The organism is Sphingomonas gilva, from assembly GCF_003515075.1.
Classification (GTDB): domain Bacteria; phylum Pseudomonadota; class Alphaproteobacteria; order Sphingomonadales; family Sphingomonadaceae; genus Sphingomonas; species Sphingomonas gilva.
The window spans coordinates 114,878-137,817 of the sequence record NZ_QWLV01000003.1; the positions used below are offsets into that span (position 1 = coordinate 114,878).

Here is a 22,940-nt window from a genome sequence, read left to right on the forward strand (position 1 = left end):
CCTAGGCGGCGTTGTCGATGCCGAGCTCGCCCAATTTCCTGTATAGCGTCGAACGCCCGATCCCCAGCCGCCGCGCGACCTCGCTCATCCGGCCGCGATAATGGCCGATGGCGAGGCGGATGACGTCGGCTTCGATGTCGTCGAGCGGGCGCAGATGCCCGTCGCTGGCGTAGAGCGTCACACCCGCCGGCCCGGCAAAGGGCGATTGCGGCGCGATACGCCCCGGCGCGGCCGAGATGCTGGCGGCGATCTGCGGAAAATCGAGCCGGGTCAGCGCATCGCCGTCCGAAAGCGCGGCGGCGCGGAACAGCGCGTCCTGCAGCTGGCGGACATTGCCCGGCCAGTCGTAGCGCATCAGCAGCTTCAACGCATCGTCGGTGATGCCCAGCTCGCGCAGGCCCGGCAGCTGGGCAATGCGGGCCAGCAGATGGCGCGCAAGCGCGGGCAGGTCGCCCGCACGCTCGCGAAGGGGCGGAATCGCCACCTGCACGGTGGCGAGCCGGTAATAGAGGTCCTCGCGGAACTCGCCCGCATTGACGCTGGCGAGCAGATCATGGTCGCACGCCGCGATGATGCGCAGATCGAGCTCGCGGACGTTGCGCGCGCCCACGCCCTGCGCTTCGCCGGTCTCGATCAGGCGCATCAGCTTGGCCTGCACGTCGAGCGGCAGCAGCCCGACATCGTCGAGCAGCACGGTGCCGCCATCGGCCTGCGCCAGCCGTCCGATCTTGCGCTCGAAAGCTCCGGGAAAGGCGCCCATTTCGTGCCCGAACAGCTCGGATTCGATCAGGTTGGCGGGAATGGCGGCGAGGTTGATCACCGCCAGCCGGCTCCTGGCGCGCGGCGATGCGGCGTGGATCGCCTGCGCGACCACCTCCTTGCCGACGCCGGTCTCGCCCTCGATCAGCACGGGCACGCGCGTCCGCGCCGCCTTGGCGGCGATGGCGAGCGCGGCGCGGAACTTGGGCGCGGAGCCGACGATCTCGTCGAAGCCCAAGGGGGCGGAGATTTTCTCGGTCAGCGGACGCAGCTCGCCCGCGCCTGCATCGGGCGCGACCGCCGCATCGAGCGCGGCGAGCAGCCGCTCGGGCGCGAGCGGCTTGACCAGAAAATCGGTCGCACCGCTGCGCATCGCCTGCACCGCAAGGCTGACCGAGCCATCGGCGGTGAGGATCAGCACGGGGAGCGCCGGGCGGCGCGACTTGAGTTCGCTGACCAGCGAGGTCAGATCATCCGCCTCGCCATGATGGTCGATCAGGATGGCGTCGAGCATCATCCCGTCCTGCGTGCCGAGCATGGCGATCGCGGTTTCCGATTCGCCGGCGAAGATCGTCCGCCAACCGCCGCGCTGCGCAAGCACGGCGACCAGCCGGCGCTGCGCCGCCTCGTCGTCGATCAGCATCAGCATACGCTGCCCGTTGCGCGTCATCGTCCGTTCCGGCCCATAACCTGCCCCATGATGGGGCATGTCTAGCGGGGACGGGTAAAGGGGGGCTTAAACGTCCTGGACCAATCGACCGTAAAGTTCGGGCCGGCGATCGCGGAAGAAACCGAAGGCGGCGCGGTGGCGCTTGACTTGGGCTAGGTCGATCGTCGCGGTGATCACGCCTTCCTCCTCGCGGCCGAGCTCGGCCAGGATGTCGCCGCGCTCGTCGCAGATGAAGCTGGTGCCGTAGAAGGTCTGGCCGTGCTCGGTCCCCACGCGGTTGGCGGCGACCACCGGCACGACGTTGCTGACCGCATGCCCCACCATCGCCCGCCGCCACAGCCGCGCGGTGTCGAGCGAGGTGTCGTGCGGTTCGCTGCCGATCGCGGTGGGATAGAACAGGATCTCCGCTCCCATCAGCATCATCGCGCGCGCGGTTTCGGGATACCATTGATCCCAGCAGACGCCGACGCCCAGCTTGGCGGCGGGCCCGTCCCACACCTTGAAGCCGGTGTTGCCGGGACGGAAATAGAATTTCTCCTCATAGCCCGGCCCGTCGGGAATATGGCTCTTGCGGTAAACCCCCGCGATCTTGCCGTCGGGACCGACCATGGCGAGGCTGTTATAGTGATGCGGCCCGTCGGCTTCGAAGAAGCTGGTCGGAATGTGCACCTTGAGCTCGGCGGCAAGCGCCCGCATCGCCTGGACGGCCTTGTGATCGCCCACGGGTTTGGCGTTGGCGAACAGCCCTTCATCCTCGACGCGGCAGAAATATTCGCCCTCGAACAGCTCCGGCGGCAGGATCACCCGCGCGCCCTTCGCCGCCGCCTCGCGCACCAGCCGCGACACATTGGCGATATTGGCGTCGATATCGTTCGACAAGCCGAGCTGCAGCGCGGCGACGGTGATCTCGGTCATTCAGACCCTCGGTATCTGCTGGCTGATGCAATGGAAGCTGCCGCCGCCGGTCAGAATATGGTCGGCGCGAAAGCCCGTTGCAACGCGGTCCGGGAACAGCGCCTGGATCGCCGCCACCGCCGCCTGATCGTTGGGAGCGCCATATTGCGGCACCACCACCGCGGCGTTGCCGATGTAGAAGTTCATGTAGGATGCCGGGATCGCCCCGCCATCGCGCTCGACTCGGCCCGGCGAGGGCAGGCGGACGACCTCCAGGCCGAACCCATGGGCGCGTGCCGCCGCATCGGCATAGACCGCCGCATTGGGATCGTCGGGCCCCGCCGCCTCGGGCACCGCCAGCAGGCCCGCCGCGATGAAGCGGGCGAGATTGTCGACATGTCCGTCGGTATGGTCGTTGAGCAATCCGTCGCCCAGCCACAGCAACCGCTCGACGCCCAATGCGCCGCGCAGCCGCGCCTCGATCTCCTCGCGCGCCATGCCCGGATTGCGGTTGGGATTGAGCAGGCATTGTTCGGTCGTGACGCCCAGGCCAGCGCCGTCGACGTCGAGCGCGCCGCCCTCGAAGATCCAGGGCTCCTCGCTGACCGGAAGGCCGAAGCTCTCCGCCAGCCGATCGCCGATCGTGTCGTCGCCCGGCAGATCATATTTGCCGCCCCAGCCGTTGAACCCGAAATCGCGCCCCTGCCGCCCGGTGCCTTCGATGACGATGATCGGCCCGGTATCGCGCAGCCAGATGTCGCCGAAATGCTGGACGATCACCTCCGCCGCATCGCCCGCCAATCCGCGTGCGGCATCGGCGGCATGCCCGGTCGCCGCGACCAGGATCACGCGCTCGCCCCCGCCATCTGCATGGACCGCGCGCGCGAAGGCCGCCACCTCGGCCTGAGCCGGCTCCAGGTCTTCCAGCCACAGCGCGGGATCGCTCGGGAAGCCGATCCACACCGCCTCGTGCGGCATCCATTCGGCGGGCATGCGCAAGCTCATTTGCCGGCGCGGCTCTTGTCGCGGATCGCGCGGAATTCGTCGCCCTCGACCCAGTTCGGCCAGTCGCTGGCGGAGGCGAGCTCGCGCCCGACACGGTAATAGAGCGCCATGTCCTGCATCACCCCGGTCCAGTCCCAGGCGGGGTCATATTCGTCGGCGGGCGCATGATAGCGGTTAACCTCATAATCCTTGGCCGCCGCCTCGCCGGCCGCCTTGCCGCCCGTCACGAGATCGTCGCCGCCGTCGAAATAGAGCATCGGCACGCCGTGCTTCGCCAGGCTGAAATGGTCGGACCGGTAATAAAAGCCCTTTTCGGGCGTCGGTTCGGCGCTGGCGACGCGCTTCTGCGCCGCCAGCGCCCGATCGAGATAAGCGTCCAGCCCGGACTTGCCCTTGCCCACGACCACGACATTGCGCGCCGGACCGGCGAAGCCCAGCGCATCCATGTTGATCCCGCCCACCGTCTGCGCCAGCGGCATGACCGGATGCTCGCCATAATAGGCCGATCCGAGCAGCCCCGATTCCTCGGCGGTGACCGCGAGGAACAGCTGGCTGCGCGGCGTCGGTCCCGCCTTCACATTGGCCTCGGCCAGGGCGACCAGCCCGGCGGTGCCGGTGGCGTTATCGACCGCGCCGTTGCAGATATCGTCCCCGTCCACCGCCTCGCACCGGCCGAGATGGTCCCAGTGCGCGGTGTAGAGGACATATTCGTCGGGCCGCTCGGTTCCGGGCAGCAGCGCCACGACGTTCTTCGACTGGTGCTTGCGCACATCGTTCTCGAAGCCGACCGACGCCACGACCCCGAGATCGACCGGCTTGAAGCCGGGGCGCTTGGCCGCGGCGGTGAGCGCGGCCAGATCCTGCCCCGCGCTCGCCATCAGCGCCTTGGCCTTGTCGTTGGTGATCCAGCCGATCGCCGCCGACTGATCGGCATTGCCGTCGGCCGCGTCGGCCATCTGCTGCGCGCCGGTCCAGCTCGACTGGACGACGTTCCAGCCATAGGCGGCCGGCACGGTGTCGTGGACGATGATCGCCGCCGCCGCGCCCTGGCGCGCGGCTTCCTCATATTTGTAGGTCCAGCGGCCATAATAGGTCATCGCGCGGCCGCCGAACGGGCCGGTCAGCCCTTCGGCCTCGTAATCGGGGTCGTTGACCAGGATGACGACGGTCTTCCCCTTCACGTCGACGCCTTCATAGTCGTTCCAGCCGCGTTCGGGCGCGTTGATGCCATAGCCGACGAACACCACCGGGCTGTCCTTGACCTCGACCCTTGGCGTGACGCGGTAGGTGGCCACGACCATTTCGGGGCCGTAGGCGGCGCTGACGGTCTGCTTGCCGCCGGTGAAGGTCAGCGGCGAGACGTTCTTCGCGGCGATCTCGACCAGCGGCACGGTCTGGAACCAGCTGCCGTTGTTGCCCGGTTTCAACCCGAGACGCGTGAACTCGGCGACCAGCAGGTCGAGCGTCTTCCGCTCGCCCGCCGTTCCGGGCGCCCGCCCCTCGAATTCGTCGGACGAGAGCCGCTCGGTGAGCCGCTTCATTGTCGCCTCGGAAGGCGCGGCCGATGTCTCAGGCGCCTCGGCAGTGCTCGCCTGGCAGGCGGCGAGCAGCAATGGCAGGGCGAGCAGAAGGCGCATCATGGGTCTCCGAAAGGCAGTGCCGCGTGATGGCAGCGCGAGATGCCTGCGTCCAGACCAACGAAAAAGGGCGGCCCCGCAGGACCGCCCCATTCGCGCAATCTGAAAAGAATCAGCGGGAGTAGAACTCGACCACCAGGTTCGGCTCCATCTTCACCGGATAGGGCACCTCGTCGAGCGTCGGCACGCGGGTGAAGGTGATCTTGGCGTTGCCGTCGGGCGCGATATATTCGGGGATGTCGCGCTCGGCGAGGCTCTGCGCCTCCATCACCAGCGCCATTTCCTTGGCCTTGTTGCCCAACGTGATCTCGTCGCCCGGCTTCACCAGGCGGCTGGCGATGTTGCACTTCACGCCGTTGACCAGGATGTGGCCGTGGCTGACGAGCTGGCGCGCGGACCAGATGGTGGGCGCGAACTTGGCGCGATAGACCACCGCGTCCAGCCGGCGCTCGAGCAGGCCGATCATGTTCTGCCCGGTATCGCCCGCCATGCGGCTGGCCTCGACATAGGACTTCTTGAACTGCTTCTCGGTGACGTCGCCGTAATAGCCCTTCAGCTTCTGCTTGGCGCGCAGCTGGATGCCGAAGTCCGACACCTTGCCCTTGCGGCGCTGGCCGTGCTGGCCGGGACCGTATTCGCGCTTGTTGACCGGGCTCTTGGGCCGGCCCCAGATATTCTCGCCCATGCGGCGATCGAGCTTGTACTTGGCGCTGGAGCGCTTCGACATCGTGAATTCCTTGCAATTGCCAACAACGGACCGCGCCCGGCATGGGCGCGATCATTCCCGGTCATCGCTCTGCCGAAGGCAGGGCCGCCGCTTCACCGGGGTGCGGGGCCGTTTGCGAAGGCGCGCGGGTATACGCGGGAACGTCCGGAGTCAAGCTGGACGCCTCCGCCATCGCGGCCTAGTGCGCTCGCCATGCAGGACCCCATTCTTCCCGGCCCCGAATGCACGACGATGGCCGAGGTCCGCCGCGGCGTCGACGCGGTGGACAGGGCGCTGATCGCGCTGATCGCCCGCCGCTTCGCCTATATGGACGCCGCCGCGCGGATCAAGCCGACGCGCGGCACCGTTCGCGACGAGGCGCGCAAGGCGCAGGTGATCGCCAATGTCCGCGCGCATGCCACCGCGGCCGGCGTGCCCGAGGCGCCGATCGCCGACATCTGGAACCGCCTGATCGAGGCGTCGATCGCCTATGAACTAGAGGCGTTCGACGCCGTCCGATCATCCTGAGCAGCGACCGAGCTCGTCGAAGGCGCGTGTCGCAGGACCAGCGCTAGCGCCGCCTGGGCGAAAGGGCGGAGAACACGCCCCGCAGCGTCCGCACCTCCTGGCTGGTCCAGCCGGGCTTGGTGAGGAGCGTCCTCAGCGTCCGCCGGGTCGACGGCGCGCGCGAGGGCGGATGGAAGAAGTCGGCCGCCTCCAGCAGCGCGTCGAGCTGGCCGATCATGCCGTCGAGCTCGCCCTGCGGCGCGGGGGGATCGATCTCGGTGGACGGCGGGCTGGCCAGGCTCTCGCCCTTCGACCATTCATAGGCGATCAGGATCACCGCCTGGGCCAGGTTGAGGCTGCCGAATTCGGGATTGATCGGCACGGTGACGATCTGCCGCGCGACCGCGACGTCGTCGGTCTCCAGCCCCGATCGTTCGGGCCCGAACAGGATCGCCGAACGCCCGGCCTGCGCGCGGATCGCCGCCGCCGCCTGCTCGGGGGTCACCACCGGCTTGGTCACGCCGCGCTTGCGCACCGTGGTGGCGAAGACATGCGCGCAGTCGGCGACCGCATCGGCCACCGTTCCGAACACCCGCGCCCGTTCGAGCACGATGTCCGCGCCGGAGGCGGCGGGGCCGGCGGACGGGTTGGGCCAGCCGTCGCGCGGGCTGACCAGGCGCAGCTCGGTCAGCCCGAAATTGAGCATCGCCCGCGCCGCCTTGCCGATATTCTCGCCCAGTTGCGGGCGGACGAGAACGATGATGGGGGGCGTGAGAGATTTCAAATCGCCCTGTCCCTCCCGTTCGTCCCGAGTAGGCGTCGAGCTTGTCGAGACGCCGTATCGAGGGATTGGCTCCGCAAACCGTTTCTTCGCCGCGGCGGATAGCGTCGCCCAGTCTCCCCGGAAAAGGGCTTCCTTTTTTGCCCGCGACCAGTTCTTGACCTGGAGTTCGACGCGAATTGCTTCCTCCCGCGTGGGAAAGCTTTCCGACCACATTAGAGTGACTGGCCGGCGCGTCTGGGTATAGCCTGCGATCTCGCCAGCTTGGTGCTGGGCGAACCGGAAATCCAGATCTTCGGTATGCGCGGTGTAGTAGGTGCCATCGGAGCAGCGCAGGACATAAGCGAAGAAGCTCATCGCTGGAGCCTATCCCTCCCTCGATACGCCATCTCGACAAGCTCGATGGCTACTCGGGACGAACGGAGTGTGAAGGCCGCCAAGTTGGTCACCCCCTGCCCACCTCGGTCACGTTCCCGGCGAACTCCTCGAAATCGCGCGCCTCGGTGAAGTCCTTGTAGACGCTGGCGAAGCGGATATAGGCGACCGAATCGAGGCCTTTCAGCCCCTCCATCACCATCTCGCCGATGCGCGTGGAGGTCACCTCGCCCTCGCCCTGCGTCTCCAGCTGGCGCTGAATGCCCGAGACCAGCTTGTCGATCCGCACCTGGTCGATCGGGCGCTTGCGGCAGGCGATCGAGACCGAGCGCAGCAGCTTGTCGCGCTCGAACGGCTCGCGCCGCATGCCGCCTTCGGCGCCACCGCTCTTGAGCACCACCAGCTCGCGCAGCTGGATGCGCTCGAAGGTGGTGAAGCGCGCGGCGCAGCCTTCGCACTGGCGCCGGCGGCGAATCGCCGCGCCGTCCTCGGTTGGTCGCGAATCCTTTACCTGGCTGTCCTCATGGCCGCAGAACGGGCAGCGCATCTATTGCTCCTGCCGGAGAAGCGATGCGCGCACGCGCAAAGGCATCAGATGCCTTCCGGGTAGATCGGGAAGCGCGCGCACAATGCCCGCACCCGCGCGTTCACCGCCTGCTCCACCTTCGCGTCGCCCTGCTCGCCGTTCTTCCTGAGGCCGTCGAGCACGTCGGCGACCATGTTGCCGATCTCGCGGAATTCGGCGACGCCGAAGCCGCGGGTGGTGCCGGCGGGAGAGCCGACGCGGATGCCGCTGGTCTTGACCGGCGGCAGCGGATCGTTGGGGATGCCGTTCTTGTTGCAGGTGATGCCGGCGCGCTCCAGCGCCTCGTCGGCGTCCTTGCCGGTGACGCCGAGCGGAGTCAGATCGACCAGCGCCAGATGCGTGTCGGTGCCGCCCGAGACCAGGTTGGCGCCGCGCTCCTTCAAGGTCGCCGCCAGCACCTTGGCGTTCTCCACCACCGCGCGGATATAGCCCTTGTATTCGGGCTGCAGCGCCTCGCCGAAGGCGACCGCCTTGGCCGCGATGACGTGCATCAGCGGGCCGCCCTGAAGGCCCGGGAACACCGCCGAGTTGATCTTCTTCGCGATCGCCTCGTCATCGGTCATCACCATGCCGCCGCGCGGGCCGCGCAGCGTCTTGTGCGTCGTGGTGGTGACGACGTGCGCGTGGCCGAACGGGGTCGGGTGCAGCCCGCCCGCGACGATTCCCGCGAAATGCGCCATGTCGACCATGAACAGCGCGCCGACCTCGTCCGCGATGGCGCGGAAGCGGGCGAAATCGATGATCCGCGGATAGGCGGAGCCGCCGGTGATGATCAGCTTGGGGCGATGCTCCCTGGCCAGCCGCTCGACCTCGTCGAAGTCGATCAGATGATCGTCGGCGCGCACGCCGTATTGGACGGCGTTGAACCATTTGCCCGACATCGCCGCCTTGGCGCCGTGGGTCAGATGGCCGCCGGCATCGAGGCTGAGGCCCATGATGGTGTCGCCGGGCCTGGTCAGCGCCAGCATCACCGCGCCGTTCGCCTGCGCGCCCGAATGCGGCTGGACGTTGGCGTGAGCACAGCCGAACAGCTGCTTTGCGCGCTCGATCGCCAGCGTCTCGACCTCGTCGGAAGGGTGGCAGCCCTGATAATAGCGCTTGCCCGGATAGCCTTCGGCGTACTTGTTGGTGAAGACCGAGCCTTGCGCCTCCAGCACCGCCTTCGACACGATATTCTCGGACGCGATCAGCTCGATCTGGCTCTGCTCGCGCTCCAGCTCGTGCGCCACGCCGGCGAACACCGCCGCGTCGGCATCGGCCAGGCCGCGGGTGAAGAAGCCGTCCGGCTGGACGTCGTTGGAAGCGGTGGGTCGGCTGCTCATGCGGGTTCCTCGTCAAGCGCGGGTTGGCCCAGCTTGGCGACGCGCGGGGTGTGGCGGTCGCCCAGAAAGGCGGTGGAAAGGAAGGCGGCCAGGCAGGCCTTGGCCAGCTCCGGGCCGATCAGCCGCGCGCCCATCGCGATGATGTTGGCGTCGTTGTGGCTGCGCGCGAGCGCCGCCGAAAGCGGCTCCGACACCAGGGCGCAGCGCGCGGCCGGATGGCGGTTGGCGGCGATGGCGATGCCGATCCCCGATCCGCACAAGGCGACGCCGCGCTCCGCCTTGCCCTCGGCGACGGCGTTGGCGACTCGGTAGCCGTAATCGGGATAGTCGACGCTCGCGCTGCCGTGCGTGCCGAGGTCGACGACCTCATGCCCCTCGCCGCGCGCCCATTCGGCGAGCAGCGACTTCATCTCCACGGCGGCGTGGTCGGCGGCGAAAGCGATCTTCATGGCGGCGCTTTAGACCTCTCGCTCACGCTTCGCCACCCGCGTTTCGCCGATTGCCGCGACGATCCGCCACGACTAGGTTCGCCCGCGTGACCGCGACCGACGCCAGCGACGATGCCCGTGCCCGGTTGACCGCCGCGCTGGTCCGCGCCGGCGAGGGCGACCGTTCGGCGCTGCGCCAGGTCTATCAAGCGACCCATGCGAAGCTGTTCGGCATCATCCTGCGTATCTGCGGTGAAAGGCAGGCGGCGGAAGACGTGTTGCAGGACGTGTACCTCACCATCTGGCGGCGCGCCGGCGCGTTCGATCCCGGCCGCGCCAGCCCGATCACCTGGATGGCGACGATCGCGCGCAACCGGGCGATCGACCGCGTCCGTTCGTCCGCCATCCGCCGCACCGAGCCGGAGGACGCGGCGCTGGCGGTGGCGGACGAATCGCCCCTCGCGCCCGAACTGATCACCCAGGCGCAGGCGGCGACCCGGCTGCACGGCTGTCTCGACACGCTGGAGGAGCGCCAGCAGGCGGCGATCCGCACCGCCTTTTTCGACGGGCTGACCTATGCCGAGCTGGCCGAGCGCCAGGCGGTGCCGCTGGGCACGGTCAAGAGCTGGATCCGGCGCGGCATGATGAAGCTGAAGGAGTGCCTCGGCGATGTCCGCTGACGCGCTCCCGGAACACGACGCGCTCGCCGCCGAGCTGGCGCTGGGGCTGCTGGAGGGCGAGGAGCGCGCCGCCGCGCTGCGCCGCGTGCTCGCCGAGCCCGAATTCGCCCGCGCCGTGTCCGATTGGCGCGACCGGCTGGCGCCGCTGTTCGATCTCGTGCCGGATATGGCGCCCTCGGCCGATCTCTGGGCGCGGATCGACGCCGCGCTGGACGGCCGCGCTGCCTCCCCTCAGCGCACCGGCTTCTGGAAGGGCGCGGCCGCCGCAGCGCTCGCCGCGGCCGCCGCGCTTGCCGGGGTGCTGGTGCTGCGCCCGGCGCCGCCGCCGCAGATCGTCACCCAGCCCGCCCCGCCGCGCCTCGCCGCCCCGCTGATGCCCGAAGGCGCCTCCGGCACGATGATGGCGAGCTACGATCCCGGCCATGCGATGCTGCGCATCCGCGCGGAGACGATGCCCGACGATGGCCGGATGCCCGAATTGTGGGTCATTCCCGAAGGCGGCGAGCCGCATTCGCTGGGCATGATCAGGCAGGCGGGGACGACCGAGATGGCGATGCCCGCCGAGCTTAAGGCCTGGCTGGTCGATGGCGCGACGCTCGCCGTCACGCTCGAGCCCGCCACCGGCTCGCCCACCGGCAAGCCGACCGGGCCGATGATCGCCAGCGGCACGCTCACCACCGTCTGAGGCATCCGCCCGCTGCGCTCCGCCGTATCTCGGCCGGGCGCTTCCTCTTTCGCGCCCGCAGCCAAGGGACAGGGCGGCGCCGCTGGCGAACCCTCCTTTCGCAAGGGGCGCCGTCCTGGGGCCTGCCGGCGACGAGCCGGCAGGCCCATCCCTCGGCAAGGGAGCGCCGCTCGGCCTCTCGCGACTCGGCCGCGCTAGATCCAGTTCGGCGGCGTGTATCGGCGCCGCGGATTGCCGGCCATCGCGGAGGTGTGGCCGGTCCAGCGATAATCGTTGACGTTGCGGTTCATGCCGTTGGCCACCAGTCGCGCCTTGTTGGCGTCGCTCAGCCACAGCGAGGGCGCCCAGCCCGGTTCCAGATCGTCGGGGAACATGGTGATCAGCCGCCAGCCGCCATGGCTGTGCGTCGCGGGATCGTGCTGACGCCGGTAGATCAGGCTGCAACTGCCCTGCCACAGCAGATCGAGATCGAAGAAGGCGCACAGATCGTCGATCGATTCGAACAGCGGCCGCTTGCGGCGCAGCGCGATCATGTTGAACTTGTACGTCGCCGCGGACACGTTCGGGAACAGCTGGTCGCCGGTCTTGCGATCGTGGAAGCCGTCGATGCACTTGCGCACGAATTCCAGGCTGTGACGCGGATAGTTGCGCGGATCCTTGCGGGCGAAGCCGAGGCCGTACGGCGCGCCGGGACGGGGCGGCCCGACGACGATGTGGACGGAGTTGATCGGCGCGCGCATCCGCTTGCCGGTCTTGAAGGCGTAGGTCGCGGCGTAATGCTCGGGGCCGGTCAGGCCCGCGACCACCGCTTCGCCCCGCGCCCGCGCCAGGAAATGGGCCTCCGGCGTCATGAATCCGCCCGCCGTGGTTCCGGCCGCGGTGCCGGGATTGACCGGCGGATTGCCGTGATCGTTGAAGATGTCGAATATGGTCGACCCGTCATGATCGCTGTACGCCATCGCCCCGCCGTTCCAGCGGCGGATGGTGGCGTTCAGCCCCATCGGATCGGCGGCATGATCGGGCGTGATCTGAGTGACGGCGCGGATGAGCTGCGCCTCCCACCCGGTCTGCGCGCCGTGGCGGCCATAGGCGTGGCTGCCGTCATGCGCGGCGACCTCCGCCTTCAGCCTGGCCTCGTTGTCGCGCGTGGCGACCGATTTGAGGCCGATGAGATTGGAAAGATCCTTGTACTGGGGACCCCAGTTCTTCGTCGCGACCGGACGCATCTGCGCCTCTCCCCTGGCTTCCTCGCCTGCGGCCAACCTATCCCGCGTCCGGACGATTCGGCAAGGAAACGATTCGCGAAAGGGGGTGGACGCCGGCCTTATGCCGCCTTGCGCATCTCCAGCCGGTCCCAGATCTCGGCGAGCGCCCGCGTCAGTTCGCGCATCGCGGCTTCGTCATGCGTCGGGCCGGGGGTAAAGCGCAGCCGCTCGGTGCCGCGCGGCACCGTCGGATAATTGATCGGCTGGACGTACACGCCGTATTCGGCGAGCAGGATGTCGGCGATGCGCTTGGCCTTCACCGGATCGCCCACCATCAGCGGCACGATGTGCGTGGTGGACGGCATCACCGGCAGATCGGCCTCGGCGAACATCGTCTTCAATCGCGCCGCCGCCGCCTGCTGCGCGTCGCGCTCTTCGCCCGACCCCTTCAGGTGCCGCACGCTCGCGAGCGCGCCGGCGACCAGCACGGGCGACAGCGAGGTGGTGAAGATGAAGCCCGGCGCATAGCTGCGGATGACGTCGATGATCGTCTTCTCCGCCGCGATATAGCCCCCCATCACCCCGAACGCCTTGCCCAGCGTCCCCTCGACGATGGTGATGCGGTCCGCCGCGCCATCGCGCTCCGAAATGCCGCCGCCGCGCGCGCCGTACATGCCGACCGCGTGGACCTCGTCGAGATAGGTCAGCGCGTTATACTTGTCGGCGAGATCGCAGATCGCGTGGAGCGGCGCGATGTCGCCGTCCATCGAATAGACGCTTTCGAAGGCGATCAGCTTGGGCGCGGCTGGATCGGCCCCGGCGAGGAGCTCTTCGAGATGCGCCACGTCGTTGTGGCGGAACACGCGCTTCTCGCAGCCCGAATTGCGGATGCCCGCGATCATCGAGGCGTGGTTCAGCTCGTCCGAGAAGATGATGCAGCCGGGCAGCAGCTTGCCGAGCGTGGCCAGCGTCGCCTCGTTCGAGACATAGCCCGAGGTGAACAGCAGCGCGCCTTCCTTGCCGTGCAGGTCGGCGAGCTCGGCCTCCAGATCGATATGGTAATGCGTGTTGCCGCCGATGTTGCGCGTGCCGCCCGATCCCGCGCCGACATCGTGCAGCGCCTCTTCCATCGCCGCGATCACCTTCGGGTGCTGGCCCATCGCCAGATAGTCGTTGGAGCACCACACCGTGATCGGCTTCGGCCCGTTATGCCCGGCGAAGCAGCGCGCATTGGGGTAATTGCCCTTGTTGCGCAGGATGTCGATGAACACGCGGTAACGCCCTTCCGCATGCAGCCGGTCGATCGCCTGGTGGAACACGCGATCGTAATTGACGCCCTGGGCGGACGAATCGGCCGGGCCGGTGCTGACGAGCTTGGTCATGACACCCGCCCCCTAGCGCCGTTCGCCGCGCATTTCCAGCATGCGGCCGGGCAATTGACCGAATGACCGAGAACGGGCCGCTCGATCACAGCGTTTCGGCGCGCGAAAGCCCGTGGCGCGCGAGCGCAGGGAACAGCGCCTCGGGCGGCCGGGCGGTGAACACCGCGACGCCGCCGGACGGCGCGGCCGGCCAATCCTGCCCCTGGGTGAGATGCGCCACGCGCCGCGCGATGCCGGGACCGCCGTCGACGAAGCGCACGCCGGTCGGCGACGCGGCGGCAAGCTCCTCCCCGACCAGCGGAAAGTGCGTGCAGGCGTTGACGACGACATCGATCCGCTCGCCCTGCGGCTGACCGAACAGCCCCGCCAGCACGGCGGCGATCCGAGCCGGATCGGGCGGTTCGCCGCGCAGCTTGGCCTCGGCGATGTCGACCAGCTCGGCCGAGCCGTGGCGGATCACCGTGCAATCCGCGGCGAACCGGGCGGCGAGATCGTCGACATAGGGTTGGCGGACTGTGGCCTTCGTTCCCAGCACGCCGATGACGCGCGTCCGCGACAATTCGGCGGCGGGCTTGATCGCCGGCACGGTGCCGACCACCGGCACGTCGAGCGCGGCGCGCACCGCGGCGAGGGCGATGGTCGACGCGGTGTTGCAGGCGATGACGATCAGGCGCGGACGATAGCGCTCGACCAGCCGGCCCAGCAGCGCCGGCACCCGCCCGGCGATCTCGGCTTCGCTCCTTGTGCCATAGGGATAGCCGGCCGAATCGGCGACATAGACGATCGGCGCCTGAGGCAGCAGCGCGCGCGTCGGGGCGAGCACGGAAAGCCCGCCCACGCCCGAGTCGAAGAACAGCAGCGGCCGGCGGGCATCCATGCGCGCGCTTCTAGCCGCGCATCCTTCCCATGCAATCATCAGCTTGATCGACATTGTTGCGCACCCGGCATCACCGACCTAAATCCTTGAAGGAACAGGGGGCGGAGCGGGTTGACCACCGAGATTGTCTGGATGATGCCTGCGGGCGCATTGCTGCTCGGCTATCTGCTGGGGTCGATCCCGTTCGGCGTGATCCTGACGCGGCTGGCGGGCGCCGGCGATCTGCGGCGGATCGGATCGGGCAATATCGGCGCGACCAACGTGCTGCGCACCGGGCGCAAGGGTTTGGCGGCGGCGACGCTGCTGCTCGATCTGCTCAAGGGCGCGGCGGCCGTCTGGATCACCGGCGTCGTTTTCCCCGGACATGAAATGCTGGGCGCGGTCGGCGCGTTCATCGGCCATCTCTATCCGGTCTGGCTGGGCTTCAAGGGCGGCAAGGGCGTGGCGACGCTGATGGGCATCTGCGTGGCGCTGGCCTGGCCGGTCGGCCTCGTGTTCGCGGTCGTCTGGCTGGGGACGCTTGCGCTGCTGCGCATCTCCTCGCTCGCCGGGATGCTCGCCGCGATCAGCGCGCCGGTGGCGGCGGCGCTGTTCGGACGGTTCGATCTCGTCATCCTCTTCGTCGTCTTCGCGCTGCTCGTGCTGTGGAAGCATCGCGCCAATATCGATCGCCTGCTCGAAGGCAGCGAGCCGCGCGTCGGCAGCCGTGGCTGACGTCGAGCCGCAGACCGACCGGATCGATCGGCTGCGGCTGATCCGCACGCCGCGCATCGGCCCGGTCAGCTATGTCCAGCTCATCCGCCGCTTCGGCAGCGCGGGAGAAGCGCTCCGCGCGCTGCCCGATCTGGCCGGGCGCGGCGGCGGGCGGGCGCCCGCCATCCCCGATCGCGGGCTCGCCGAGCGCGAGCTGGCGCAGGCCGCGCGGCTGGGCGCGCGCCACGTCATGCTGGGCGATGCGGACTATCCGGCCCTGCTCGCCCGGCTCGACGATGCGCCGCCGGTGTTCACCGCGCGCGGCGATCTTGCGCTGGCGCGGCGGCCGTGCGTGGCGATGGTCGGCGCGCGCAACGCTTCGGCCGCCGGCTGCCGCTTCGCCCGCACGCTGGCGCATGCGCTGGCGGAGGCGGGCTTCGGCGTCGTCTCCGGCCTCGCCCGCGGCATCGACACCGCCGCGCATCTCGGCAGCCTCGAAGGCGGCACGATCGCGGTCATCGCCGGCGGCATCGACATCGTCTATCCGCCCGAAAATGCCGAGCTGCAGCAGCGGATCGCCGGCGAAGGCCTGCTGATCGCCGAGATGCCGCCGGGCGTCGAGCCGCGCGCGCGCCACTTCCCGCACCGCAACCGCATCATCGCGGGGCTGGCGGCGGGCACCGTGGTGGTCGAGGCCGCGCCCAGGTCCGGCTCGCTGATCACCGCGCGCCTGGCCGGAGAGGCGGGGCGCGAGGTGATGGCGGTGCCCGGTTCGCCGCTCGACGCCCGCGCCCAGGGCTGCAACCTGCTGATCCGCGAAGGCGCGACGCTGATCCAGTCGGCCGACGACGTGATAGAGGCGCTGGGCCCCATCGATCGCCGCATGGTCCGCGCGCCGGGCCTGTCCTATCAGCCCGAGCCCGCGCAGGAGGCGAGCGACGCGGAACGCGACAAGGTTCGCCGCCTGCTCGGCCCGGTCCCGGTGGGCGTGGACGAGATCGTGCGCCAGTCCGGCGTGGCGGCCGCGACGGTGCAGACCGTGCTGCTGGAGCTGGAGCTGGGCGGAATGCTCGAACGTCATGCGGGTGGGCGCGTCAGCCTTGCGGCCTGAACGGCTCGGCGCTGGCGCCAAAATTATGCTGTCCTACATGGCCGTGATTGTGCATCAGCTGGCGAATGACCGGCATCGGGCCCGATCGACATGCGGCAACGACACGTCGTCGTCTCACGAAAATCGCGCCGGACACTGAACATACTGAACTTCGCTTGCAACCGATCGGTTGAATGTCGCCCGGCTTGACGCCCTGGTCACACGCTCCCCACTCTCGCGCGTACACGTAAGGAACCGCGAACCTCCATGCAGCTCGTCATCGTCGAATCGCCCGCCAAGGCGAAAACCATCGAGAAATATCTGGGCGGCGATTACCGCGTGCTCGCCTCCTACGGCCATGTCCGCGATCTGCCGGCGAAGGACGGATCGGTGAACCCCGATGAGGGTTTCGCGATGGAGTGGGAGAATTACGCCGACAAGGCCAAGCAGCTGAAGGCGATCAGCGACGCCGCCAAGGGGGCCGACCGGCTCGTGCTCGCGACCGACCCCGATCGCGAGGGCGAGGCGATCAGCTGGCACGTCCAGGAGGTGCTGCGGAAGAGGAAGGCGCTTCCCGCCAAGGTCGACCGCGTCACCTTCAACGCCATCACCAAGGCGACCGTCAGCGAGGCGATGCGGCACCCGCGCGCGCTCGACGAGGATCTGATCGACGCATACCGCGCCCGGCGCGCGCTCGATTACCTCGTCGGCTTCACGCTCTCGCCGGTCTTGTGGCGCAAGCTGCCGGGCGCCAAGTCGGCGGGCCGGGTGCAATCGGTCGCGCTCAGGCTCATCGTCGAGCGCGAGCGCGAGATCGAAGGCTTCACGCCGCAGGAATATTGGTCGGTCACCGCGCATCTGGAAGCCGACGGCACCGCGTTCGACGCGCGGCTGTCGCGCTGGAAGGGCGAGAAGGTCGACCGCCTCGCCATCGGCGATCGCGGCGATGCGATGGCGGCGAAGAAGGCGGTCGAGGACGGCCGCTTCAGCGTCGCCTCGGTCGAGACCAAGCCCGCCACGCGCAATCCGCCGCCGCCCTTCACCACCTCGACGCTGCAGCAGGAGGCGGCGCGCAAGCTCGGCTTTTCGGCGAGCCACACGATGCGGATCGCCCAGGGCCTCTACGAGGACGGCGCGATCACCTATATGCGTACCGACGGCGTGCAGATGGATGGCGCCGCGATCTCGGCCGCGCGCCGCGCGGTGACCGATCGCTACGATGCGAGCTACGTCCCCGAGAAGCCGAGGGCGTACCAGACCAAGGCGAAGAACGCGCAGGAGGCGCACGAGGCGATCCGTCCGACCGATTTCTCGAAGGATCGCGCCGGATCGGGCGATCACGCCCGCCTCTACGATCTGATCTGGAAGCGCGCGCTGGCGAGCCAGATGGCCTCGGCGCGGATGGAAAGAACGACGGTCGATCTCGCCGACGGCAGCGGCCGGACGGGCCTGCGCGCCACCGGCCAGGTCGTGCTCTTCCCCGGCTATCTCGCGCTCTATGAGGAAGGCCAGGACGACAGCGCGGACGAGGATTCGAAGCGCCTGCCGCGCATGAAGGAAGGCGACGCGCCCGCCAAGAAGGGCGTCGACGCCGAGCAGCATTTCACCCAGCCGCCGCCGCGCTTCTCCGAAGCCTCGCTGGTCAAGCGGCTGGAGGAACTGGGCATCGGCCGCCCCTCCACCTACGCCTCGATCATCCAGGTGCTCAAGGACCGCGCATATGTGAAGATCGAGAAGAACCGCTTCTTCGCCGAGGAGAGCGGGCGGCTGCTGACGGCGTTCCTCGAGCGCTTCTTCGAGCGTTATGTCAGCTACGACTTCACCGCCGGCCTCGAGGACGAGCTCGACGAGGTGTCCGGCGGCCGCGCCCAGTGGCAGGCGGTGCTCGACGCCTTCTGGAAGGACTTCAAGCCGCGCACCAGCGAGGTGATGGAGTTCAAGCCGTCCGAGGTGACCGCCCAGCTCGACGCGTTCCTCGCGCCCTATCTCTTTCCGCCCAGGGCCGATGGAACGGACCCGCGGCTATGCCCCAATTGCGGCGAGGGGCGGCTGGCGCTGCGCGGCGGGCGCTTCGGCGCGTTCGTCGCCTGCTCCAACTATCCCGAGTGCAAATACACCCGCCGTTTCGCCCAGCCGGGCGGCGGCGAGGGCGACGATACCGGGCCGGAGGTGCTGGGCGAGGACGCAGACGGGCTGGAGGTCAGCAGACGTTCCGGCCGGTTCGGGCCCTATATCCAGGCGGGCGAAGGCAAGGAGGCGAAGCGCGCCTCGATTCCCAAGGACCTGCCCGGCGAGCTCGATCTGGAGATGGCGCTCAAATTGCTGTCGCTGCCGCGCACCGTCGGCACGCACCCCGAGACGGGCAAGGAGATCGTCGCCTCGATCGGCCGCTATGGCCCCTATCTGCAGCATGACGGCAAATATGCGCGGCTGGGCTCGACCGCCGAGGTGTTCGAGACCGGCATGAACGCCGCGGTGGTCAAGCTCGCCGAAGCCGCGGCGAGCGGCGGCCGCCCGGCGCGCGGGTCGCGCGAGCCGCTGAAGGTGCTGGGCAAGCATCCGCGCACCGAGGCCGAGATCAAGCTGATGGAGGGCCGCTACGGCGCCTATGTCACCGACGGCACGACCAACGCGACCCTGCCCAAGAGCGTCGCGCAGGATCAGCTGACGTTGGAAGAGGCCGCGCAGCTGATCGATGCCAGGGCTGCTGCGGCACCGGCGAAGAAAGGCAGGAAGCCGGCCGCGAAGAAGAAGGCAGCGCCCAAGAAGAAGCCAAAGGGCTGATCGTCGCCCCTGCGAAGGCAGGGGCCTCTGGGTTTGTGGCACGTCAGCAGCTGCGTATGCCGACCGAGGCCCCTGCCTTCGCAGGGGCGACAGATTTTGGTTGGTGTGTCAGGCCGCGCGGCGCACCGTCGCGCCCAGCCATGCCCTTGCCTGGCGCTGCGCCTCGGCGATCTCGCGGGCGGACATCTCGTCGGCGATCTCGGCGCGCCATTCCTGCGCGCGGACGTCGCCGTTCAGCGCCGCCAGGTTGAACCATTTATGCGCTTCGATCAGATCGACGCCGACGCCGTCGCTGCCGCTCGAATAGGCGACCCCCAGGTCGAACAGTGCGTCGGCGTCACCGGCGGCGGCATCGGCCAGCCTGCTTTCGATCAGAAACTGCGCGCTCTTGAAGCTGTTGCCCATCGTGAAGCCCCCTTCACCTGATCCTCATGCGATCACTTTCGGGCAGCAGCTTTCAACAAATGGTTAACGTCGAAAAAGCCATGATCAATCGACCGCGAGATTGTCGATGAACCTGGTTCTGCCGATCCTCGCCGCCGCGATCAGACGGCGCGCGCGGCCCGCCGCCGGATCGGGCGCGAGCGTTTCCGCATCGACCAGCGCGAAATAGTCGATCGGATCGAAACCCGCATGGCGAAGCCGCTCCACGCCATGGGCAAGCGCCGCCTTCGCATCGCCGCCAACGCGGATCGCTGCGGCGGCTTCGCCCAGCGCGCGGGGCAGGGCAAGCGCGCTGTGACGCTCCTCATCGGTCAGATAGGCGTTGCGCGACGACAGCGCGAGGCCGTCATCGGCGCGCTCGGTCGGCACACCGACGATCTCGATCGCGAAGTCCAGATCGGCGACCATCCGGCGGATCACCGCCAGCTGCTGGAAATCCTTCTCGCCGAAAAGCGCGACATCGGGCCGGACCTGGTTGAACAGCTTGGCGACCACCGTCGCCACCCCGTCGAAATGGCCCGGCCGCGCCGCGCCGTCCCACAGGTCGCTGATGCCCGAAACGGAGACGGTGGATGCGAAGCCGTCCGGGTACATCGTCGCCACCGAAGGCATCCACAGCAGGTCGCAGCCGCCGTCCTTGAGCATCCGCGCATCCGCCGCCTCGGCGCGCGGATAGGTCGACAGATCCTCGTGCGCGCCGAACTGCTTCGGATTGACGAAGATCGACGCCACCACCTTGTCCGCCCGCTGTCGCGCCTCCGCGACCAGCGCCATGTGGCCGGCGTGCAGCGCCCCCATGGTCGGCACCAGCGCGATCCGCGCGCCATCACGCCTCAGCCCGGAAATCGCGGTGCGCAGGGCGTTAACGTCATCGATCGTTTGCATGGGTGTTCCGGCTGCGGCAAAGGGTGGACGCGCCTTCTATGGGGGCGGGGGAACGGCTTCAAGCGACAGGAATTCGGGGCACGTGGCGTCCGGCAGGGTACACACCATCGTCTTCGCCAACGAAAAGGGCGGTACTGGCAAGTCGACCACCGCGGTGCATGTCGCGATCGCGCTGGCGGCGAAGGGCGCACGCGTCTCCGCGATCGATCTCGATCACCGCCAGCGCACGCTCGCGCGCTATCTGGAGAACCGCGCCGCGACGATGAAGCGGACGGGCAAGGACCTGCCCCAGCCGCGCTACGCCGCACATGACGGAGTGAGCCAGGACCGGTTCGAGGAGCTGGTCGGCAGCCTGTCCGAGGGTGCCGATTTCCTCGTCATCGACACGCCGGGGCGCGACGATCCCTTCGCCCGGGCGGCGGCGACACGCGCCGATTCGCTCGTCACGCCGATGAACGACAGCTTCGTCGACTTCGATCTGATCGGCCAGGTCGATCCGGACAACTACAAGGTCACGCGCCCCAGCTTCTATTCGGAGCTGATCTGGGACGCGCGCAAGGTGCGGGCGAAGGCGGACGGCGCGACGATCGACTGGGTCGTCCTCCGCAACCGCCTTCAGCATATCGAGGCGAAGAACATGCGCCGCGTCGGGCTGGCGCTCGACCAGCTCGCCAAGCGCGTCGGCTTTCGCGTCATCCCCGGCCTCGGCGAGCGGGTCATCTATCGCGAGCTGTTCCCGCAGGGGCTGACCTTGGTCGACAGCCGCGATTTCGGCGAAATGGGCCTGGCGCATGTCGCCGCCCGCCAGGAGCTGCGCGAGATGGTCGCCGGGCTTGCCCTGCCCGAGCCCGCCATCCCCATGTTTGCCTGATGACGAAGCTGATCATCGCGGCCGCGGTGCTTGCCGCGATCTGGCTGTTGTGGCGGCGCGGCCGCCGCGGCGCCGGCATGACCGTCACGGAGGCGCGCGCGACGCTCGATCTGCCCGCGGACGCCGACGAAGCGGCGATTCGCGCCGCGCATCGCCGTCTGATCGCCAGGGTTCATCCGGATGCGGGCGGCAACGCCGCGCTCGCCGCACGGATCAATGCGGCGCGTGACGTGTTGCTGCGGGAGCTACCGAAGGAGTTGAAATGACCCACCGCTTCGATCCCACATCCCTGCGCGAATACGACATCCGCGGAGTCGTCGGCAAAACGCTCGGCGAGGCCGATGCGCGCGCCATCGGCCGCGGCTTCGCGACCCTGGTGCGCCGTTCGGGCGGCACGCGCGTGGCGGTGGGACGCGACGGCCGCAAATCCTCGCCCGCGCTGGAGGCGGCGCTGGTCGAGGGGCTGACCGCGAGCGGTGTCGACGTTGTCCGCATCGGCCTCGGCCCGACGCCGATGCTATATTATGCCGAGGCGGTGCTGGAGGTGGATGGCGGCATCCAGATAACCGGCAGCCACAACCCCGCCGATTATAACGGCTTCAAGATGGTGCTGCAGCACAAGCCGTTTTTCGGCCCACAGATCCAGGAGCTTGGCCGCATGGCGGCGGAAGGCGACTGGGAAGAGGCGGAAACGCCGGGCGCGGTCGAGGACGCCGATATCGAGGACGATTATGTCGGTCGGCTGATCGCGGGCTATGCCGGCGGCGCCTACCGAATCGGCTGGGACGCCGGCAATGGCGCCGCCGGCGCGGTGATCGAGAAGCTGGTGAAGCTGCTGCCTGGTGAGCATCACACGCTCTACACCGATATCGACGGCGATTTTCCCAATCATCATCCCGATCCCACCGAGGAGAAGAACCTCGCCGATCTGAAGGCGCTGGTCGCGGAGAAGCAGCTCGATTTCGGACTCGCCTTCGACGGCGACGGCGACCGGATCGGCGCGATCGACGGCGAAGGGCGCGTGATCTGGGGCGATCAGCTTCTCTCCATTCTGGCGGAACCTGTGCTGCGCGAACTGCCCGGCGCCACGATCATCGCCGACGTGAAGGCGAGCCAGGCGCTGTTCGACCGGGTGAAGGAACTCGGCGGCAAGCCGGAGATGTGGAAGACCGGCCACTCGCTTATCAAGTCGCGGATGAAGGAGACGGGCGCGCCGCTCGCCGGCGAGATGTCCGGCCACATCTTCTTCGCGCACGATTATTATGGCTTCGACGACGCGCAATACGCCGCCGTACGGCTGATCCGCGCGGTGCACATGATCGGCAAGTCGATGACCGAGATCAGGGGCGCGATGCCCAAGTTCGTCAACACGCCGGAAATGCGCTTCCAGGTCGATGAGGCCCGCAAGTTCGCGGTGGTGGACGAGGTGCTCGATCGGCTGGAGGCCGAGGGTGCCGACGTCAACCGCACCGACGGCGCGCGCGTCACCACACCCGACGGCTGGTGGCTGCTGCGCGCCTCCAACACCCAGGACGTGCTCGTCGCGCGCGCCGAGGCGAGGGACCAGGCGGGGCTTGATCGGCTGATGGCGCAGATCGATGCGCAACTGGCGGCGAGCGGGCTCAAGCGCGGACCGCAGGCGGCGCATTAAAGCTTCGGGCTGGCATTTCCGGC

23 protein-coding genes are annotated in these 22,940 nt (G+C 68.7%); 9 read left to right on the top strand and 14 right to left on the bottom strand.

Annotation, left to right across the window (positions count from 1 at the left end):
* Position 1: 1 nt before the first annotated feature.
* The 5 genes from D1610_RS09085 to rpsD form a co-directional block, all read right to left on the bottom strand.
* Entirely contained in the window at positions 2-1,429 is a 1,428-nt protein-coding gene (locus D1610_RS09085; RefSeq protein ID WP_118863863.1) for a sigma-54-dependent transcriptional regulator, read from the bottom strand.
* 66 nt (positions 1,430-1,495) lie between these two features.
* Entirely contained in the window at positions 1,496-2,344 is an 849-nt protein-coding gene (gene aguB / locus D1610_RS09090) for an N-carbamoylputrescine amidase (RefSeq protein WP_118863864.1), read from the bottom strand.
* Positions 2,345-3,328, bottom strand: a complete 984-nt coding sequence (locus tag D1610_RS09095) for an agmatine deiminase family protein (RefSeq protein WP_118863865.1) — start codon at positions 3,326-3,328, stop codon at positions 2,345-2,347.
* A complete protein-coding gene (locus D1610_RS09100; protein WP_425453209.1) occupies positions 3,325-4,968 on the bottom strand; it encodes a M28 family metallopeptidase in 1,644 nt (547 codons plus the stop codon). Before D1610_RS09100 ends, D1610_RS09095 begins: the two co-directional genes overlap by 4 nt.
* Before the next feature lie 109 nt (positions 4,969-5,077).
* Positions 5,078-5,692 carry a 30S ribosomal protein S4 gene (gene rpsD / locus D1610_RS09105; protein ID WP_118863866.1) on the bottom strand — a complete coding sequence of 205 codons (615 nt, stop codon included), beginning with the start codon at positions 5,690-5,692 and terminating at the stop codon, positions 5,078-5,080.
* A gap of 192 nt (positions 5,693-5,884) precedes the next feature.
* On the opposite strand from rpsD, the gene D1610_RS09110 reads away from it, so the two are divergent.
* The gene (locus D1610_RS09110) at positions 5,885-6,199 is read left to right on the top strand and encodes a chorismate mutase (RefSeq protein WP_118863867.1); all 315 of its coding nucleotides are present in this window, start codon (positions 5,885-5,887) and stop codon (positions 6,197-6,199) included.
* Between the two features lie 43 nt (positions 6,200-6,242).
* On the opposite strand, the gene D1610_RS09115 is transcribed toward D1610_RS09110, so the two are convergent.
* From D1610_RS09115 to rpiB, 4 genes are all read right to left on the bottom strand, one after another.
* On the bottom strand, positions 6,243-7,316 hold the full coding sequence (locus tag D1610_RS09115) for a TrmH family RNA methyltransferase (protein WP_118863868.1): 1,074 nt from the start codon (positions 7,314-7,316) through the stop codon (positions 6,243-6,245).
* A gap of 88 nt (positions 7,317-7,404) precedes the next feature.
* Complete coding sequence (nrdR, locus tag D1610_RS09120) at positions 7,405-7,881, bottom strand: transcriptional regulator NrdR (RefSeq protein WP_118863869.1); 477 nt, start codon at positions 7,879-7,881, stop codon at positions 7,405-7,407.
* Positions 7,882-7,925: 44 nt separating this feature from the next.
* Positions 7,926-9,242 carry a serine hydroxymethyltransferase gene (gene glyA, locus D1610_RS09125; RefSeq protein ID WP_118863870.1) on the bottom strand — a complete coding sequence of 439 codons (1,317 nt, stop codon included), beginning with the start codon at positions 9,240-9,242 and terminating at the stop codon, positions 7,926-7,928.
* Entirely contained in the window at positions 9,239-9,691 is a 453-nt protein-coding gene (gene rpiB, locus D1610_RS09130; RefSeq protein ID WP_118863871.1) for a ribose 5-phosphate isomerase B, read from the bottom strand. The genes glyA and rpiB overlap by 4 nt, the downstream gene beginning before the upstream one ends.
* An 86-nt stretch (positions 9,692-9,777) precedes the next feature.
* On the opposite strand from rpiB, the gene D1610_RS09135 reads away from it, so the two are divergent.
* Both D1610_RS09135 and D1610_RS09140 read left to right on the top strand, forming a co-directional pair.
* Complete coding sequence (locus tag D1610_RS09135; RefSeq protein ID WP_118863872.1) at positions 9,778-10,350, top strand: sigma-70 family RNA polymerase sigma factor; 573 nt, start codon at positions 9,778-9,780, stop codon at positions 10,348-10,350.
* Positions 10,340-11,035: an anti-sigma factor gene (locus D1610_RS09140; RefSeq protein ID WP_118863873.1), complete on the top strand. Its 696-nt coding sequence runs from the start codon at positions 10,340-10,342 to the stop codon at positions 11,033-11,035. The genes D1610_RS09135 and D1610_RS09140 overlap by 11 nt, the downstream gene beginning before the upstream one ends.
* Before the next feature lie 194 nt (positions 11,036-11,229).
* On the opposite strand, the gene D1610_RS09145 is transcribed toward D1610_RS09140, so the two are convergent.
* The 3 genes from D1610_RS09145 to murI form a co-directional block, all read right to left on the bottom strand.
* Positions 11,230-12,261: a hypothetical protein gene (locus D1610_RS09145; RefSeq protein ID WP_118863874.1), complete on the bottom strand. Its 1,032-nt coding sequence runs from the start codon at positions 12,259-12,261 to the stop codon at positions 11,230-11,232.
* Between the two features lie 98 nt (positions 12,262-12,359).
* Positions 12,360-13,622 (bottom strand): 5-aminolevulinate synthase, encoded by a 1,263-nt coding sequence (hemA, locus tag D1610_RS09150; protein WP_118863875.1) that lies wholly within the window; start codon positions 13,620-13,622, stop codon positions 12,360-12,362.
* Positions 13,623-13,707: 85 nt separating this feature from the next.
* A complete protein-coding gene (murI, locus tag D1610_RS09155) occupies positions 13,708-14,499 on the bottom strand; it encodes a glutamate racemase (protein WP_118863876.1) in 792 nt (263 codons plus the stop codon).
* Positions 14,500-14,631: 132 nt separating this feature from the next.
* Here murI and plsY point away from each other — a divergent pair, with 132 nt between their 5' ends.
* The 3 genes from plsY (at position 14,632) to topA (ending at position 19,066) form a co-directional block, all read left to right on the top strand.
* A complete protein-coding gene (gene plsY, locus D1610_RS09160) occupies positions 14,632-15,213 on the top strand; it encodes a glycerol-3-phosphate 1-O-acyltransferase PlsY (RefSeq protein WP_118864048.1) in 582 nt (193 codons plus the stop codon).
* Positions 15,206-16,303, top strand: a complete 1,098-nt coding sequence (gene dprA / locus D1610_RS09165) for a DNA-processing protein DprA (RefSeq protein WP_118863877.1) — start codon at positions 15,206-15,208, stop codon at positions 16,301-16,303. Before plsY ends, dprA begins: the two co-directional genes overlap by 8 nt.
* Positions 16,304-16,549: 246 nt before the next feature.
* Complete coding sequence (topA, locus tag D1610_RS09170) at positions 16,550-19,066, top strand: type I DNA topoisomerase (protein WP_118863878.1); 2,517 nt, start codon at positions 16,550-16,552, stop codon at positions 19,064-19,066.
* A gap of 108 nt (positions 19,067-19,174) precedes the next feature.
* Here topA and D1610_RS09175 read toward each other — a convergent pair whose 3' ends face one another.
* Positions 19,175-19,471 (bottom strand): SEL1-like repeat protein, encoded by a 297-nt coding sequence (locus D1610_RS09175; protein WP_118863879.1) that lies wholly within the window; start codon positions 19,469-19,471, stop codon positions 19,175-19,177.
* An 84-nt stretch (positions 19,472-19,555) separates the two neighbouring features.
* The gene (gene panC / locus D1610_RS09180) at positions 19,556-20,395 is read right to left on the bottom strand and encodes a pantoate--beta-alanine ligase (protein WP_118863880.1); all 840 of its coding nucleotides are present in this window, start codon (positions 20,393-20,395) and stop codon (positions 19,556-19,558) included.
* 82 nt (positions 20,396-20,477) lie between these two features.
* Between panC and D1610_RS09185 the strand changes: the two genes are divergently transcribed.
* The 3 genes from D1610_RS09185 to pgmG are packed head-to-tail and all read left to right on the top strand — an operon-like array spanning position 20,478 to position 22,917.
* A complete protein-coding gene (locus D1610_RS09185; protein WP_182466768.1) occupies positions 20,478-21,266 on the top strand; it encodes a division plane positioning ATPase MipZ in 789 nt (262 codons plus the stop codon).
* Positions 21,266-21,532 (top strand): J domain-containing protein, encoded by a 267-nt coding sequence (locus D1610_RS09190; RefSeq protein ID WP_118863882.1) that lies wholly within the window; start codon positions 21,266-21,268, stop codon positions 21,530-21,532. The genes D1610_RS09185 and D1610_RS09190 overlap by 1 nt, the downstream gene beginning before the upstream one ends.
* A complete protein-coding gene (pgmG, locus tag D1610_RS09195; protein ID WP_118863883.1) occupies positions 21,529-22,917 on the top strand; it encodes a phosphoglucomutase/phosphomannomutase PgmG in 1,389 nt (462 codons plus the stop codon). The genes D1610_RS09190 and pgmG overlap by 4 nt, the downstream gene beginning before the upstream one ends.
* The last annotated feature ends 23 nt before the right edge of the window (positions 22,918-22,940 follow it).

Bases quoted from the DNA above. Each gene is read 5' to 3' on its own strand.
- topA (WP_118863878.1), top strand. From the start codon at position 16,550: ATGCAGCTCGTCATCGTCGAATCGCCCGCCAAGGCGAAAACCATCGAG.
- aguB (WP_118863864.1), bottom strand. From the start codon at position 2,344: ATGACCGAGATCACCGTCGCCGCGCTGCAGCTCGGCTTGTCGAACGAT.
- rpsD (WP_118863866.1), bottom strand. From the start codon at position 5,692: ATGTCGAAGCGCTCCAGCGCCAAGTACAAGCTCGATCGCCGCATGGGC.
- nrdR (WP_118863869.1), bottom strand. From the start codon at position 7,881: ATGCGCTGCCCGTTCTGCGGCCATGAGGACAGCCAGGTAAAGGATTCG.
- plsY (WP_118864048.1), top strand. From the start codon at position 14,632: ATGATGCCTGCGGGCGCATTGCTGCTCGGCTATCTGCTGGGGTCGATC.
- hemA (WP_118863875.1), bottom strand. From the start codon at position 13,622: ATGACCAAGCTCGTCAGCACCGGCCCGGCCGATTCGTCCGCCCAGGGC.
- murI (WP_118863876.1), bottom strand. From the start codon at position 14,499: ATGGATGCCCGCCGGCCGCTGCTGTTCTTCGACTCGGGCGTGGGCGGG.
- D1610_RS09190 (WP_118863882.1), top strand. From the start codon at position 21,266: ATGACGAAGCTGATCATCGCGGCCGCGGTGCTTGCCGCGATCTGGCTG.
- D1610_RS09085 (WP_118863863.1), bottom strand. From the start codon at position 1,429: ATGACGCGCAACGGGCAGCGTATGCTGATGCTGATCGACGACGAGGCG.
- D1610_RS09095 (WP_118863865.1), bottom strand. From the start codon at position 3,328: ATGAGCTTGCGCATGCCCGCCGAATGGATGCCGCACGAGGCGGTGTGG.
- D1610_RS09115 (WP_118863868.1), bottom strand. From the start codon at position 7,316: ATGAGCTTCTTCGCTTATGTCCTGCGCTGCTCCGATGGCACCTACTAC.
- panC (WP_118863880.1), bottom strand. From the start codon at position 20,395: ATGCAAACGATCGATGACGTTAACGCCCTGCGCACCGCGATTTCCGGG.
- D1610_RS09175 (WP_118863879.1), bottom strand. From the start codon at position 19,471: ATGGGCAACAGCTTCAAGAGCGCGCAGTTTCTGATCGAAAGCAGGCTG.
- D1610_RS09145 (WP_118863874.1), bottom strand. From the start codon at position 12,261: ATGCGTCCGGTCGCGACGAAGAACTGGGGTCCCCAGTACAAGGATCTT.
- D1610_RS09110 (WP_118863867.1), top strand. From the start codon at position 5,885: ATGCAGGACCCCATTCTTCCCGGCCCCGAATGCACGACGATGGCCGAG.
- pgmG (WP_118863883.1), top strand. From the start codon at position 21,529: ATGACCCACCGCTTCGATCCCACATCCCTGCGCGAATACGACATCCGC.
- glyA (WP_118863870.1), bottom strand. From the start codon at position 9,242: ATGAGCAGCCGACCCACCGCTTCCAACGACGTCCAGCCGGACGGCTTC.
- rpiB (WP_118863871.1), bottom strand. From the start codon at position 9,691: ATGAAGATCGCTTTCGCCGCCGACCACGCCGCCGTGGAGATGAAGTCG.
- D1610_RS09140 (WP_118863873.1), top strand. From the start codon at position 10,340: ATGTCCGCTGACGCGCTCCCGGAACACGACGCGCTCGCCGCCGAGCTG.
- D1610_RS09100 (WP_425453209.1), bottom strand. From the start codon at position 4,968: ATGATGCGCCTTCTGCTCGCCCTGCCATTGCTGCTCGCCGCCTGCCAG.